Genomic DNA, 14,730 nt, shown 5'->3' with positions numbered 1-14,730 from the left:
TACAATATGGCCATTTATGTATACATCTTGTCATTTATTCTTATTTTTACGAAAATTGTTGTTCCTGTATATCTGCTTGTTAGATTATTTTTCATAGTTAAACCTCTATTTGTTAATTTATATTGTGAAGAGAAATTTAAATATTACGCAGGAACAAACAAAAGCAGGTTATTGATTTTATTTCTGCTTTGTTTTTTATCATTTTTTATAGGAGCCTTCCTAGGTAAAGAGGTTTTAAGTACTTTTGATACTTACAAAATCATATTGCATCTCTTTTTACTAGTTCTTACCCAATTTGTGTTGTTTTATATGTTTGAAATAAAAACACCTAGGACTATTTTTAAAATAGTAAAAGATTGTTTTGAAAACCCTAATAAAATATTTAAACAAAGAGAAGTTGTTTTTGAAGAAAGTAATGTAATTGGATCAATAAATCAGAATGGGGTAAATTTTAAAGATGCCGTAAATCTAACCAATGGAGATATCATTAAACAGATTCATCGAAGAGAATTTGATCTGATCATAGAGAAGTATATTAATATCTTTCGAGATAGTTCTTCAATTGAAAATCTTTATAAGTTATGCAATGGAATGGAAATAAAAGATAGATCAATTTCAATAAACGTAGATAATAAAAGAAATTCGAAACAGAACATAATTGAAATATTGACATCACTTTTCAATATTCAAAAAAATTGGAATTCTCAGATTAAAGATAAAACAAACACCAAAATCATTGATTTTTTGAATAAGTATATTACAATAAATGATGGAGATAAAATTTTACACATTAACGATTTTACAAGATTTTTTGAAAAATTGCCTTGATCGCTATGTAAAATTTGATTACTCAAATATGTTTTTTAAAGTAAAAATAAACTAAAGTGATTTGTTCTGTTTGAGAATTTATTATTATTAGTTATTTTAAATATGTAAATTGTTTTTACACGATTTTTTACATAACCAAACCTCCGTAAACTTGTTTCATAATTTAAAAATTAGAAACATGGATGCAAGTAATTTTACTTCCAAAATTGATCGATTGGAATTGATCGTAATGGAACTAGCAAAGAAACAAGATGCGTTTATTAAAAAGGCATTAATGAAACTATCTTTAAATAGTAAAGATGTTTATTCCTCTGAAGAAGCTGCCGAGTTTTTATCTATAGAGGTCAAATACATTTATCAGCTTACCCACCAACGAAAGATTAGGTATTCCAAGAAAAAAGGTCAAAAGAAAATCTATTTTAGAAAAGTGGATCTTCTTGATTATTTAAACGGAGAGATCATTAGTACTACTGAAGATCTTGAGAACACAAATGCTACTTTGTGGGAAAAATAAGGCGTTCAACTTCCGTAAAATGAACGCATAAAAATCCTTTATTTTTTAATCAAATTCTTATTACAAGATTGTAAGAATTATAATTTGAATCTTATGGACTTAGATATTCCTTATATCAGAGTAGGAACTTCCTATTTCAAAATTATTGATAAACCTTTAATATCTGGTGACAAAGTAAAAGTGATGGTTCGGTGGAATCGTGAAACAATCATTTCAGATCACGGAAAATCGTTTTTAAACGATATATCCAAACTAGATGGTTTTTGCTGTATTCCTAATCATTTTGGTTATGAGCAAATTGTAGATGATTTCTATAATACCTATCATGAACTGCCTAACCAACCGATCGTTAAGGATTTTTCAATTCATGAACTTGAAAAATTGATTCCGAATTCATTGCAATTTATTCAACATATTTTTGGAGACCAAACACAATTAGGTTTAGACTACATAAAACTTTTATATGAAAAACCTACTCAAACATTGCCAATTCTTTGTTTAGTAAGTAAAGAACGATCGACAGGAAAAAGCTCTTTTATAAAGTGGTTGAAAGCAATTTTTGGAATGAATATGACTTACATAAAAGGCGATTCATTTGGTTCGCAGTTTAATTCCGATTGGGCGAGTATGTTGCTCGTCGCGATTGATGAAGTCTTTTTTGATAAAAAGGAGATTACAGAACGATTAAAGTATCTTTCTACCACTGACAAAGATAAAATAGAAGCAAAAGGAAAGGATCGACAAGAAATTGAATTCTTTGCAAAATTTATTCTTTGTTCTAATAATGAAGATAATTTTATTCAAATAGATGAAGAAGAAATCCGTTTTTGGATTCGTAAAATTCGTACTATAAATACAGAAGATGTATTCTTTCTTAAAAAACTGAACAAAGAAATTCCGTATTTCTTAAAGTACCTGCAAATGAGAAATTATTTTTCTCAACAAAAAACGAGAATGTGGTTTAAACCCGAACAGATTATGACCGCTTCTCTGTTAAAGCTTGTAAATCGAAATAAAGAAGAAATCCTTATGCTTGAATTGATTCATGAATGTTTTGAGAAAATGGATGAGAATGAGTTGAAATTAGCTCCTAATGATATTTTCATTCTACTGAGGAAGCAAAATAACAGAATAAATATTTCTGCTAATGAAATAAGAAATATTCTGAAGCGATGGGGTTTTATACCCGAAGATAATACGAAGTCTTATTGTGGAATTGAATTATTGTCGCATGGTGAATATGTGAAAGTAGATCGAAGAGGACGTTTTTATACCATCAAAAAGATTTTGTTTTATAAAATATTTGATGCTATGATGCAAAATTAGTATAAAGTCTTGTAATTGAACTAAAGGGATCTGCATCAAACCTTGCATCAAATTAAAAAACAATCTTTTTTGATGCAAAACCGATGCAGGACAAAAATAAAGTGATGCACTGATGCGGCTATTGATGCAGTGTAATCCTAATATAATCGATATATTAGAACGTATTTGCATCAAAAAATAAAAAAAAGAAAAAATTTCTGTTCTTTTTTTCATTAGCAAAAAAGGACTTGAATCAAATCAATAGAAGATTTATTTGAAAAAAATAATTATGGAAAAGTTCAATTGTAAAATTGCAAATCAAATTGATTTAGTCCATTATCTTGAAACATTAGGGCATGAGCCATCAAAAATAAAAAATCAGGATTATTGGTATCTATCCCCACTGCGAAATGAAAACACACCCTCTTTTAAAGTGAATCAAAAATTAAATTTATGGTATGACCACGGAACAGGCAAGGGAGGAAATGTAGTTGATTTTGGGATTGAATATTTTAGATGCACAGTTTCGGAATTTTTACAGCTTTTAAACGGTAATAGTATTTCCTTCGGTATAAGTTTATCACTTAAGAATGAGAATCAACAGTCTTCAAACAAAAGAATTGCAAATGAAAAGAAAGATAATCCCCTTGATAAAATTGTCATTGTTGATGTACGCACATTGGAAAATAAGTTGTTGATGGCTTATTTAGATAACCGAAGCATTTCACAAGAGATCGCAAGACAACATTGTAAAGAGGTTGATTTTTGTTTAAATAATCGAAAGTATACTGCAATTGGATTTGAGAATATTTCAGGAGGATATGAATTACGCAGTGAAAATTTTAAAGGTAGCAGCTCACCAAAAGATATCACTTTCATAGATGCCCAAGCAAAATCAGTAGTTGTTTTTGAAGGCTTTTTTGATTACCTCTCTTATAAAATGATGAATCAAAAATCAGTTAATCAACAAACAAATTTCCTGATACTTAATTCACTATCCTTTTTTAACAAGTCATTACAATTGATGGAAAAACATGAGAGAGTTGCTCTCTATTTAGATAGAGATACAGCAGGTATTAAATTTACTAATGGAGCCCTACAAAGAGATTCAACAAAATATACCGACCAAAGTTTTTTATACCAAAAAAAGAAAGATTTAAACGAATGGTTAAACCAGGAACAGCAAGTTAAACTAGGTCATAGTTTTAGGAGGTCTATATGACGTCCGAGTGGTAGCCAGCTATGTTTTGGTAAAACCAAAACGCTGGCTCCCCTCATGCTGCCGCATTCGTTGAGAGTGATTTTTTTCATGCATCCGCATTCAAAAAATAAATGATAAGAGACTATGGAAGAGAAAGAAATAAAAAAGAACAGAGGAGGAAGACCCAAAAAGGCTGTAAAAAGAGATCAGCTTATGGCAATTAAATGTACACTCTACGAGCGTAAAATAATTGAAGCCAAAGCCAAAAAAGCCAGTATAACCGTTTCCGAATATCTTCGTGAAATTGGATTAACGGCAAAGATTGATTACAGAAATAAAGCCCTTCCGAAAGAAATTCTAAGCTTTACCGGAGTACTCAACCACATGGCAGCCAACCTGAATCAAATTGCTAAAAAGAGAAATAGCAATGATGAATTAAGCCCGCTTGAACGGGCAGAATTAAAAGTGCAGTCAGGTCAGGTTAAAGATCTTGCTGTCCAAATTAAAAACTTTATGTCATGATAGGTCATGTAAGCATAGGTAGCTCTTTTTACCATTGCATTAGCTACTGTCTGGAAGATAAAAGAGAATTGTCCGAAGAGAAAAAGCTTGCACTTGCAATGCAAGATCATTTGCAACATAAAGGTCGTGCAGAAGTATTGGAATACAATAAATGCTTCGGTAACAAATATGAGCTTACACAGCAGTTTAAGGATGTTAGGAAATTAAGCAGGCGTGTTGAAAAACCAATGTTGCATCTCACCTTACGTCTAGCTCCAGAAGATATATTGACCAAAGAACAATTAAGAGAGATTGGGAGAGAATGCGCTAATGAGTTCGGTATAGCAGACAACCAATACATTTGTGTGCTACATAAGGATACCAAAGAGCAACATATTCATATTGCATCCAATCGAGTTGGCTTTGATGGTAAGGTTGCCAATGATAGTAATAGCTATAAACGGATGGCTGAACTTTGTCGACGGCTTGAAAAGAAATACGGTCTTCAAGAAGTATTAAGTCCAAGAGCATTCCTTTCTCCTAAAGACAGGTTACTGCCTCGCCATGACAGTAGAAAAGAAAAACTTAAAGAAGATATTCAAAAGACATTAAAGTATGCCAGTTCCTATTTAGCATTTGAAAGACATATGCGGGAGTTGGGTTATAAAGTTCTTAAGGGCAGGGGGATTTCTTTTATAGATGATAAAAAAGTAAAAATAAAAGGAAGCGAAGTTGGTTTTTCATTGATGAAAATTGAAAAGATATTACATCAGAAACAACAGTATGCCAGGAAAAATGTTGGTGAAGAAAAAAATCATGACAGAGATAGTCAGTCAATATCTAATTCTTTCAATACTGGAAAGCAAAACGAAGAAAAGCAAAACTATAACTTAGGTAGGACAGGAGAGGAAGTTGTTAAAGAGATTTTAGGGTTTACAGGTCAGCTAATGAATTCTGAATATGAGCCGGATTATATCGATCCTGAATTACAAAGAATTCCTCAAAAGAAAAAGAAGAAATCAGCATTAAGGAGATGATATTGAAAAATAAAAAATATGGAAACAAATTCAAATACAGACGAAAAAGATTATATAGAAAGAGAGACATTGCAATTAGTACTGGAGGAATTTACACTGGAACAGAAAGCAAACAATCAGGATATTGAGGCGCTTATTACTGCAGTTAAAAACTTAGAGAATAAAATCGATGTGTCTAAAAACGAACATAAAATAGAAAAAGATGTTTCAGAACAATTGGATATTAAGCAAATTGAGGCTATTCTTCAAAAAGGTTTTCTAGACATAAAATATATGATTGGCAGGCAACCAAAAAGTATCGTTAGGAAATTTGAGATTTTGTTATTTCCGGAACAGGATGCGAAATTATTTTATAAAATTGTTTTTGGCAGATGGTTTTTATGGCTTGCTATAATGGTAGCTCTAAGTAATCTTTACAACTGGGGAATACATTATAACGATAATAACAAAGAAATTGAAATGCAACAAATTCAAAATGATAGGATAAGAAAAGCTTGGGAGTATATGTATGTTAATAATAATAAAGAAACTAAAAAATTAATGAAAAAAGCGTATACAAACTCGGTAGGAAATAAATGACGGTGAAAAATGTGCAGTAAAATAATTTCTTTCTGTATAATCCCTAACTGGAAAATAGCAGAATAAAACATTATAAAAAACTACAAATAAATGAGTTAAAGTGTTTGTGAATAATATTTTAACTTGTTTGTTAATTCCTTTTTATCTTGGATAGTATATGATGTTTTGCTTAAATTTATACCCCCGTTGTACCTCGTCATTTTAAGGTGCAAAATATTTTTTTGTATCAAATGATGACACACATAGTCACAGTGGGACACTTTAAGTTATATTTCTATGAGTACAAATATGAAAATAGCCCTTAAGATATAGTAGTTAAATAGTAATGAGCTTTGTGAATTTTAAAAAAAAAATGGAAACGATAAGAGAAAGCAAATAAATCCAGTTTGTCTTATTTAAAAAATAATATCATCAATCATTTTATCTAAAGTGTTGCTTGGAAGTGTGTTTAAGTAAGACATAGTGGATTTGATATCTTTATGTCCTAAAGCTTCCTTGATAATATCTATTGATATATTATTAAATTTCAGGATTGTAGCAAATGTGTGTCTTGCGCAATAGTAAGTGATATTCTTTTGGATGCCCAAATCATTAATAATTTTTTTAATAGGTTTGTTTATATAAAGTTTTAGAAATTTTTCCTTTCTGTTATTTATATAGGTTTCGGACTCTTGATTATTGTGAATGATATTGAATATATACAAAGAGTCAACAGGAGAGGCATATTCGCTAATTTTTTGCTTCCAGAATTCGTTTAATTTAAAATTTACAATTACTCCTGTTTTACTTCTTTTATATGTGATAGTCTCTTTATACAAGTCTCTTTTCTTTAATTGCATAAGATCAATGAAATTGATGCCTCTTCCATAATAGCTTAGTAAAAACATATCTCTTGCAATAATATCATTGTTTTCAGATAAATTTGCTTTTTTCAGGAAATCGAGTTCTTCTTCAGACAAGTATTCTTTTTTACCACTTTCCTTAATCTTGGATACTTTAAATTTAGTGAAAGGATACATAGAAGCAGGAATGATTTCTCTCCTAATTGCTTTATTAAAAACAGATCTTAAAGTTCGAATTCTTATACCAATGGTGCTCTGGCTATTTTTATTGGCATTTAAAAAGGATTGATATTTATAGATTGCATCGACGGACAAATCTCTAAAAGTGATTTCAGTTTTACCCAAAAAACGTTGTATTGATCTTAGTGTTTCCTTTTCAATACTACTCGTTGACAGTTTTCCTGCGTTTTTAATTTCTTCAATCAAAGTTTCGTGAAAATCCGTATAACTCAAGGCCTTCTGTTTGCCAGATTTTTTTTTGAATTTAGTTATAATATCTTGTATTGTAAATGGAGTTTCATCTGATTCAAAATCATGAATTATTTCATTAATTCTATTCGAGTATTTTTCGATTAGTTCATTAATTTGTTTATACTCTTTGTGCGATTTTTTTAGCCGTTGGGTGTCAAACGACCAATCTTCATGTTTACATGTTTTATTGATTGATAAACTACTGTTTATTCGATCTTTTATAAAGACAAGGATAATAGAATAATCCCCTTGTGCATTTGAAGTGCTTTTTAATGTAAATTTGTAGGAAATCATTTTCTTTGGATGTTTAATTTGTAAATTTGACGAACATTTTCTACATAATCGTAGAAAAACAGGCAAAAACAGGCAAAAATTTGACGAACATTTGACGAACAAATCTACAAATATTATCATTTATAATGATGTATTTTGTTTTTTTAATTTTGTAAATAATTGATTTTCAGTTATAATAAGTAAAAGTAAGTCATTGTAAAATAAATAAAATATGACTCATAATCAGGTGGTCCCTGGTTCGAGCCCAGGTGGGACCACAGTTTAAAGCAAGCCTTACAGAAATGTAAGGCTTTTTTTGTGCTTTATTTTCAGTAAAAAAAGAATTTTAAAAAGTGTAATCGATACGAAAACCTGTGGAGTAGCAAGAATTTAGTAAAAATTTTAAATCAGCCTCAGAAGCGTTAAGGAAAACAGGAATATCCAAAACTTGTATTTCCAGATGTTGTTGAAACGAACGTGAAAATTCTGGAGGTTTTAATTGGGAATACTCTTAAAAACTAAGACGGTGCAACAACCGTCTTTTTTTATTACTAAACAAACCAATTGATCTTATTAAAATCTTCTAGAAGTCTACTATTTGCTTTCGAATTTATCGATTTAATAAAACATAAATGACCATAAAGCCAATCGTGAAATTTCAAACTATTATAATCTGGAAAATCTATCGCATTTACCTCCAAATGATTGTTAACTCCATGTTTTCTGCAATAATAAATATGACTTGATATAGCTTTACGATATTTTTTTGAGACATTAACACCATTAGTTGTTGTAAGGCCAGTAACATATTGGCTACAACCTTTTTTCATGTATTTTAATTTTTCATTATTGACATAAAAGCCTTCATCAGTTATTATTTCTCTAATTAGTTTTAAACTAGGTAATTTACCTCCTGTTTGGATTGAGAACGTTAAATCATCAGCATATCTACTATAGTTAAAATTCATTTTTGCGCCTAAACTTTGAAATCTTATATCCATTTTTGTAGCTACTATGTTAGCCAGCATAGGGCTTGAAGGTGCTCCTTGAGGTAAAATACTTGGTTTTAAAACTATTAAATCAGATAAAATCTCTTTGGAGATACTATCAAAAGATTCCCAATAACTATCCCTATGCTTAGCAGTAGTAATCTTTGCTAGTGAATAAGATAGATTTTCAATATATCCCATATTTTTGAATACTCCATAAATTCTTTTTTCAGTAATAGTATCATAAAACTTAAGCAAGTCAATCTTTAATATTACTTCTGATTTTTCATGAACTTTTGCATTATCAAAAATTGAAATATTTTTCCGAAAGCCTTTGCAACTATCTTGTAAAGGATAACAACTCAAAATATTAAATAAAATCCACTTTTGAATATATTTTAGATCTCTAGAAGGAGACATGATTTCCCTAAATGTTCCATTCCTCTTTTTTAATTTAAAATAAGAATATCGCTGGTATTTATAGGCCTCTTGCGAGTATTTATCAAAACTTTCACCAATTAATGCCCTTAAAAAATAGGATTGTATATTTATTTCTTTGGCAAGATGTTCAATTGAAAAAAAGACAGGATATCCTTTTTCAGATAAGGAATTAATATATTGAATACACACTGCAATGTATTCATCAGACTTGTTTTGCTTTTTTGCTTGATCAATAAAATCTTCTAAAGGAAACGACATAATGAAAAATTACTCTTTACATGGATGTTAAAAACTTGTAGTTAAGATAGGGTTAATGAAATTTCTAATTTGATAATAACTTATTCTTCCCCTTTGTTCATTATTCACAATTGTTATCAAATTCGAAATTTTATTAACAATGTCTAAAGTTACTTGTTGTCAAGTAGCTTTAATTACTCTCGATGAAATACACCGACAGTCCCAATAATAGGGAAAATGCTAATCTTTAACTATGTCAATATCCTTTAAAATTTTGAGGTAAATATAATGTATTTTTTGATTTTAAATTCTCATATGTTTCTTTTCTAAATTTTTCCTTTCTAGTTTTATTATATAATTCCTTGATGAACAAATCTGCAGAAATACTCAAATTATTTGTTGTATCAATTAAGGATAATTTACGACCTTCCATATAAATATCTTCAAGTTCTGTCATAGTTAATCCTAAAATGTGACAAATAACAATATCATCAAATTTTTCTTGTTTTAATCTTATTAAAGCTACTATCGAATGATGGATTTTTGAGTTATATTTAATATCTCTTATTTTGCGTCCCTTATGAAGTATTACAATATTCTCATCTTTATACAAATCAATACCTAATCTATTGCAAATACCAATCATAAATGCAATATCTTTTTTGAACTTCCTCGCATTACTCATACGAATATCTGGATTTCTGGGAAATAGGGGGACCCAATTCTCATTCTTTTTCCAAATAATTGGGAGTGTATTGTTAGGAGTGCAATGAAAAAAAGAGATCAAGGATTGACTATTATCATAGCCGTATGGAAACCCAAAGACATCAATTTTAGAACCGTAGCGATATGCCATAGTTTTAAGTGTTAAAATATTTTTTAAAACCTTTAAAGGAGAGTTTATTGGATCAAAAAGTTTATTTCTCACTTCTGCATGTATTTGGATATTTGGATATTTCTTTAAAATAAAATCTTTGCCATCTTTCATTATAATTGACGACAAAATATAGGTGTTTTTGATACTATTTTTAGTAATCCATGACTCAATATCTTTTATAATCTTATATTCTTTATGAAAAGTACCTCCAGAACCAATGAAATCATCTATAAAAATTATATGATTATACAATGAAGGATTATCAATTTTTTCAAAATCATGTGTCAAGATAATACTCCTTGCTCTCTTTATAAATGCCTTAGTATGCATTAAAGGATAAGTTATTAATGAACCACTTTTTCCAACTTTTCCATAGGGCAAAATAATGATTTGATCACCTATTGGTATTTGTTTTAGTATCTTTTCTAATAAATCATTAAATCGATATAGTATTTCATCAAAAGTTATGTACTCAAATAACTGTAGTAAATCAATAGCATTATCAACATCTTTTTTTTCAAAATTTTCTAACCAATTAATAATCTTAGTAGGAGAAATAGAATGTTTTAACCTCGGAAGGAGATTGTCTATTTTTTGTAACGATTGCCTATTTAAATCAAAATCATGTCCCATAAATTAATTTTTATTAATTAAATCATCAATCACTTCCCATTCATCATTTTTAAAATTATGAAGATTATCTTTAATATTTTTTTCAAAAACAACAAAGCATAATAAATGTGTTGGTCGAGAAAAACCAACATACAACATTTTTAAAGCTTCCTTACCTCTTACATCTTTTTCGCCTGCAACTTTACCTTTTGCAACTTTGTTTTTTTCTCCAATTTTGAAAGTGTGATCGATTCCTAATAAACTATTTAAAATTTGAGCTTTTTTTGTTTCGTAATTGTAATAAGATGTTTCAATATACATTGAAGCACAATGTGTTTGTCCTTTAACGGCATGTACAGATGAAAGTTTAATATTAATCTCTGTATTTTGAGTTTTTCCTTCTTTAGAATCTTGTTGAATTATCTCATAATTAAATCCTTCATTTATAAATTCGCTAGATTTAATAATTGATTGAGGTGTATGATTTTTTTCTTTATACCAATTTAATCCAATAAATTCAGTGCTTTCGATAAACTTCTTTAATTTTAGATATACCTCTTCATAGTTTTTCTTTGTTATTATATCAAAACACCAAGAAAATAATCTAGAATTGAAGTTGTTATAATATTCATTTTCTTGAGTCTTGAAGATCTCAATTAAATTACTTTTTCTATAAAGATGTTTAGTAATTTTATCTTTATAAATCCCTTCAATTCTTAAAATATTAATTAAAGCATTTAGTATTGATTTTCTAATTGCTTCAAATGTTTGCTTCTCCCTATCAAATAAAAAAAGATGTTTTCTTAAACTATTATAGTCTTCTTTTTTTTGATTTAGTTCTTTATTGTAATCTCCAAAAAAATCCTTTAAACGATATTTTTTTATTCCATCTTTATCTATACTTTTTTCGTCGTCATCCCATTCAGTGCTCCATCCAATAATATGAAATCCATTTTTTTTATTTGAATCATCGGTATGTAAATTATTTTCAACTATAATTTTGTTAAATCTTTCTTTTATTTGCTCTCCTGTTGTTTTTTCATTAATCAATATTAAGTGTGGTAAAATGTTTTTTTGTATTTTATTACATCCTACTACTTCAAGCCTATCTCCTTGTTGGTCAAACTGGGATTCTAAAACAAACTTGTTAACCACGTTGGCTACTGAACTGGTAAGTCTTAATGAATTCTTTAAAAAATGTTTATTTCTTGGTTTCCAATCGCATTCAATTTTGACTTTTTTCCCAGAATTAAATATTGATTGGTTTACATCACCTATCCTTTGAATTATCGTTTTAGAATTATTCTTATAAAATATATCATCAATAATTTTAATTTGAAAATCTTCTAAATCTTGCATTTCATCTACAAAAACATATTTAAAGCGTTCTTGAAGAATGACTTCTAAACTAGAGTGCTCTAATATGTTTTTTTTAGCATAAAAATAACAATCACTGTAGTTTAAATATCCTTTTGAAAATAATTTGATTTTAGTTTCTTTAATAAAATTAATTACTTCAGTAATTTTATTCTCTGCAGTTTTTTCTTTATACCATAAATCAGGACAATTAAGAATAATTTCTTCATCTTTATTTTCTGAACAAACAAAAATTTCTCCATTACCATTAATGTTGAGATTTGCTGAATAAAAAATAGAAGGATTACTGTTTTTAAAATATGCAACCGCTCCTTTTGAATATTTTAGATAATAATTAAACTCTTTTTTATACTCTTCATATTCAATTATTTTAAATTTAGTATTATTTTTTTGTGTGTAAAAAGGGATTGCTAAAAAGCGATTTATAAAGCTTTGTACTGTACCAACGAAATTTGGGTAGTCAAAAAGTTGTGGACAATGTGCTTTTAATTTTTTTTCTATTTCATCAACAGCGTGGTTTGTATGTGCTAAAACCAAAATCCCAGAGCCACTTTCAAAGGGCATGTTTTGGGCTAAGCAATATAATTTCGCCAGTAATGCAGTAGTTTTTCCACTTCCAGGGACAGCAAGTAAATCACATATTTCTAAGTTTGTGATAAAATCTATTCTTTCAGTGTCAAAAGTATTTCCATTAATAAATATCTCCTCCGCTTGATTAATATACTTCTCAAATTCCATGATTACAAGCATGTTTAATTGAAAGAATAATGTATTTTAGATACTCATCTTTTTCAAGATCAACTTTTGTTATTTTTTTATCTCTTTTGATTTTATCGGCAAGATTTGCAGCTAGCTTGACTTTGTTTAAATTCGTAGGCTTTTCCTTTTTTAACATTGGTATAAAATCATCAAAATTTTGTTTGAAAATTGTTGGGTGTGTGTTTTTTAAAGATTCTTTAAAAAGTTCAGATAATGTTGGAGAGTTAAAGAGACACCATTCCAATGTCCATTCTTTTGCTAGCTCTAAACTAATATCTGTTTTTGTATAATCAGTTTTAAGTTTTTCTAAATTATCATATTTAGTTTTAATGCTCTTATCAAGATCATTATCTAATTCTTCATATTTTTTGAATTTCCCTTCTTCATTTGGCCTATTATCTAAATCTGTAATAATTGCTACTGGAACTTTCATTTTTTTGTCATCATTTCTTAAGAAGACATTTGCGAAATGTAAATAGGCAACAGAAGCTACGTTAATTATAGAAACTTCTCTTTGAGTCAAATCATTTCCTATTTTTTTTGCTATCTCAGGAATCAAAATTTCCTCTGACCAACCCTCAACTATAACTATGCCCTTTGCAAAAAACAAATTAGATTTAGTAACATCTAAAAAACGTTCTAAATAAATATAATCATCTTTGTTTAATTTAGTGTTTTCTTCACCCATTGGAAACGCATCATTATTTTTGCAAATGATTAAGGATTTCAAATCAACTTTAGAAGCAATATTTGGACTATGAGTTGTTAATATAAATTGTACTCCTTTGTCGGATTCTTCAATTAACGCTTCAATAATTTTCATTTGAGCTTGCGGATGAAGATGTGCTTCTAATTCTTCAATCATGCAAAGTCTTAATCCACTCCAATTTTTTCTCTCTAAGTGAAGTAGCTCAGCTGCCATAAAAAGACGATTCATCGTCCCTAAGCCTAAATTATCTTTACCTTCAATACCTAAAGAAATTTTTTCTAAAATATTTTTTATATCAGGAGTATTTAAATCAAACTTTGATTGGAAGTCGGAATTAACAAATTTTTGTAAAAAGCTGTTAATAGGATTAGAAATGAGTTCTTTATTACTACCTCTACCTTCAACTTTCTCATCATTATTAAAATATTTTTTTACTGTTTCATTGGTTTTGTTAAAAACATCTTCAAGATAATGAGGCGGTATTTTCTTTTTCTTTTTAAATAAATCGTGTTGTTGAAGTATTTGAGATAATCTAGAATTTTTTTTTGCCGTTAATTCACTATCTGCATCTCTTAAAGCCTTTAAATATGTACATTTTAAATACTCTCTAGCTTCTGCATTCAATAAATGGCCAACCCCATCCATTCCAGCTTTAACATCTGAAGGAATGATTCGATTGTCTCGTATTTCTGCTTGATAAATTAAAATGAGTTTTGGTCTCATTTTACCATCTCCTTTCACTTCTTCAGCCCAACCACACCATTCTATAAAATTTTTAGCTTCATCATTTGAAATATCTGAAAAATGAATTTCAATTCTAAGCTTTTCAGATTTATGATTATTACTATCAACATAAAAATCAGAATCATCAACTTTAATCCATTCATAAGCATGTGTTTTTAATACTAATTTAATAGCATCTAAAATGGCACTTTTACCAGAATCATTTTCTCCAATTAAAAGATTTAATCCTTTTATAAAAGGCATAACTAAATCGGGTTTGTTAAGATCAAAAGTTTCTGAGCCATATTTTCTAAAATTCCAAAGTTTTAATTCTGACAAATACATATACTCGATTGTTTATTTAAGATGACTTTAAATCTAAGATAAATATTGTTATATTGTTAAAAATTCATGAGTAAATGAATATTGAATATGTTAAAATACAAGTAAAAAAA

12 protein-coding genes are annotated in these 14,730 nt (G+C 28.6%); 7 read left to right on the top strand and 5 right to left on the bottom strand.

Features of this window, described 5'->3' with window-relative positions:
• The first annotated feature begins 309 nt into the window (after positions 1-309).
• The 7 genes from QWY99_RS18830 to QWY99_RS18800 all read left to right on the top strand — a co-directional run bounded on the left by QWY99_RS18830 (position 310) and on the right by QWY99_RS18800 (position 5,965).
• Positions 310-828, top strand: a complete 519-nt coding sequence (locus QWY99_RS18830; protein ID WP_290267256.1) for a hypothetical protein — start codon at positions 310-312, stop codon at positions 826-828.
• 178 nt (positions 829-1,006) lie between these two features.
• Positions 1,007-1,342, top strand: a complete 336-nt coding sequence (locus QWY99_RS18825) for a helix-turn-helix domain-containing protein (RefSeq protein WP_290267255.1) — start codon at positions 1,007-1,009, stop codon at positions 1,340-1,342.
• Positions 1,343-1,435: 93 nt separating this feature from the next.
• Positions 1,436-2,668: a DUF5906 domain-containing protein gene (locus QWY99_RS18820; protein ID WP_290267254.1), complete on the top strand. Its 1,233-nt coding sequence runs from the start codon at positions 1,436-1,438 to the stop codon at positions 2,666-2,668.
• Positions 2,669-2,936: 268 nt separating this feature from the next.
• Positions 2,937-3,869: a DUF8464 domain-containing protein gene (locus tag QWY99_RS18815; RefSeq protein WP_290267253.1), complete on the top strand. Its 933-nt coding sequence runs from the start codon at positions 2,937-2,939 to the stop codon at positions 3,867-3,869.
• Positions 3,870-3,992: 123 nt separating this feature from the next.
• Positions 3,993-4,370 (top strand): plasmid mobilization protein, encoded by a 378-nt coding sequence (locus tag QWY99_RS18810; RefSeq protein ID WP_290267252.1) that lies wholly within the window; start codon positions 3,993-3,995, stop codon positions 4,368-4,370.
• Positions 4,367-5,386 carry a relaxase/mobilization nuclease domain-containing protein gene (locus QWY99_RS18805; protein ID WP_290267251.1) on the top strand — a complete coding sequence of 340 codons (1,020 nt, stop codon included), beginning with the start codon at positions 4,367-4,369 and terminating at the stop codon, positions 5,384-5,386. The genes QWY99_RS18810 and QWY99_RS18805 overlap by 4 nt, the downstream gene beginning before the upstream one ends.
• 18 nt (positions 5,387-5,404) lie before the next feature.
• On the top strand, positions 5,405-5,965 hold the full coding sequence (locus QWY99_RS18800) for a hypothetical protein (protein WP_290267250.1): 561 nt from the start codon (positions 5,405-5,407) through the stop codon (positions 5,963-5,965).
• A 395-nt stretch (positions 5,966-6,360) separates the two neighbouring features.
• On the opposite strand, the gene QWY99_RS18795 is transcribed toward QWY99_RS18800, so the two are convergent.
• The 5 genes from QWY99_RS18795 to QWY99_RS18775 all read right to left on the bottom strand — a co-directional run bounded on the left by QWY99_RS18795 (position 6,361) and on the right by QWY99_RS18775 (position 14,620).
• A complete protein-coding gene (locus QWY99_RS18795; protein WP_290267249.1) occupies positions 6,361-7,572 on the bottom strand; it encodes a site-specific integrase in 1,212 nt (403 codons plus the stop codon).
• Between the two features lie 530 nt (positions 7,573-8,102).
• A complete protein-coding gene (locus QWY99_RS18790; protein ID WP_290267248.1) occupies positions 8,103-9,239 on the bottom strand; it encodes a reverse transcriptase family protein in 1,137 nt (378 codons plus the stop codon).
• A 235-nt stretch (positions 9,240-9,474) separates the two neighbouring features.
• A complete protein-coding gene (locus QWY99_RS18785; RefSeq protein ID WP_290267247.1) occupies positions 9,475-10,728 on the bottom strand; it encodes a phosphoribosyltransferase-like protein in 1,254 nt (417 codons plus the stop codon).
• Between the two features lie 3 nt (positions 10,729-10,731).
• A complete protein-coding gene (locus tag QWY99_RS18780) occupies positions 10,732-12,834 on the bottom strand; it encodes a UvrD-helicase domain-containing protein (protein WP_290267246.1) in 2,103 nt (700 codons plus the stop codon).
• A complete protein-coding gene (locus tag QWY99_RS18775; RefSeq protein ID WP_290267245.1) occupies positions 12,812-14,620 on the bottom strand; it encodes an ATP-dependent nuclease in 1,809 nt (602 codons plus the stop codon). The genes QWY99_RS18780 and QWY99_RS18775 overlap by 23 nt, the downstream gene beginning before the upstream one ends.
• Between the last annotated feature and the right edge of the window lie 110 nt (positions 14,621-14,730).

Origin of the sequence: Flavobacterium branchiarum, from assembly GCF_030409845.1 — a bacterium.
GTDB lineage: Bacteria > Bacteroidota > Bacteroidia > Flavobacteriales > Flavobacteriaceae > Flavobacterium > Flavobacterium branchiarum.
Note: the sequence above shows the minus strand (reverse complement) of the source record. Positions and strands in the feature narration are given on the sequence as shown.

Coding starts and splice junctions, on each gene's coding strand:
- QWY99_RS18830 (WP_290267256.1), top strand. CDS start 310: ATGTTTGAAATAAAAACACCTAGGACTATTTTTAAAATAGTAAAAGAT.
- QWY99_RS18825 (WP_290267255.1), top strand. CDS start 1,007: ATGGATGCAAGTAATTTTACTTCCAAAATTGATCGATTGGAATTGATC.
- QWY99_RS18820 (WP_290267254.1), top strand. CDS start 1,436: ATGGACTTAGATATTCCTTATATCAGAGTAGGAACTTCCTATTTCAAA.
- QWY99_RS18815 (WP_290267253.1), top strand. CDS start 2,937: ATGGAAAAGTTCAATTGTAAAATTGCAAATCAAATTGATTTAGTCCAT.
- QWY99_RS18810 (WP_290267252.1), top strand. CDS start 3,993: ATGGAAGAGAAAGAAATAAAAAAGAACAGAGGAGGAAGACCCAAAAAG.
- QWY99_RS18805 (WP_290267251.1), top strand. CDS start 4,367: ATGATAGGTCATGTAAGCATAGGTAGCTCTTTTTACCATTGCATTAGC.
- QWY99_RS18800 (WP_290267250.1), top strand. CDS start 5,405: ATGGAAACAAATTCAAATACAGACGAAAAAGATTATATAGAAAGAGAG.
- QWY99_RS18795 (WP_290267249.1), bottom strand. CDS start 7,572: ATGATTTCCTACAAATTTACATTAAAAAGCACTTCAAATGCACAAGGG.
- QWY99_RS18790 (WP_290267248.1), bottom strand. CDS start 9,239: ATGTCGTTTCCTTTAGAAGATTTTATTGATCAAGCAAAAAAGCAAAAC.
- QWY99_RS18785 (WP_290267247.1), bottom strand. CDS start 10,728: ATGGGACATGATTTTGATTTAAATAGGCAATCGTTACAAAAAATAGAC.
- QWY99_RS18780 (WP_290267246.1), bottom strand. CDS start 12,834: ATGCTTGTAATCATGGAATTTGAGAAGTATATTAATCAAGCGGAGGAG.
- QWY99_RS18775 (WP_290267245.1), bottom strand. CDS start 14,620: ATGTATTTGTCAGAATTAAAACTTTGGAATTTTAGAAAATATGGCTCA.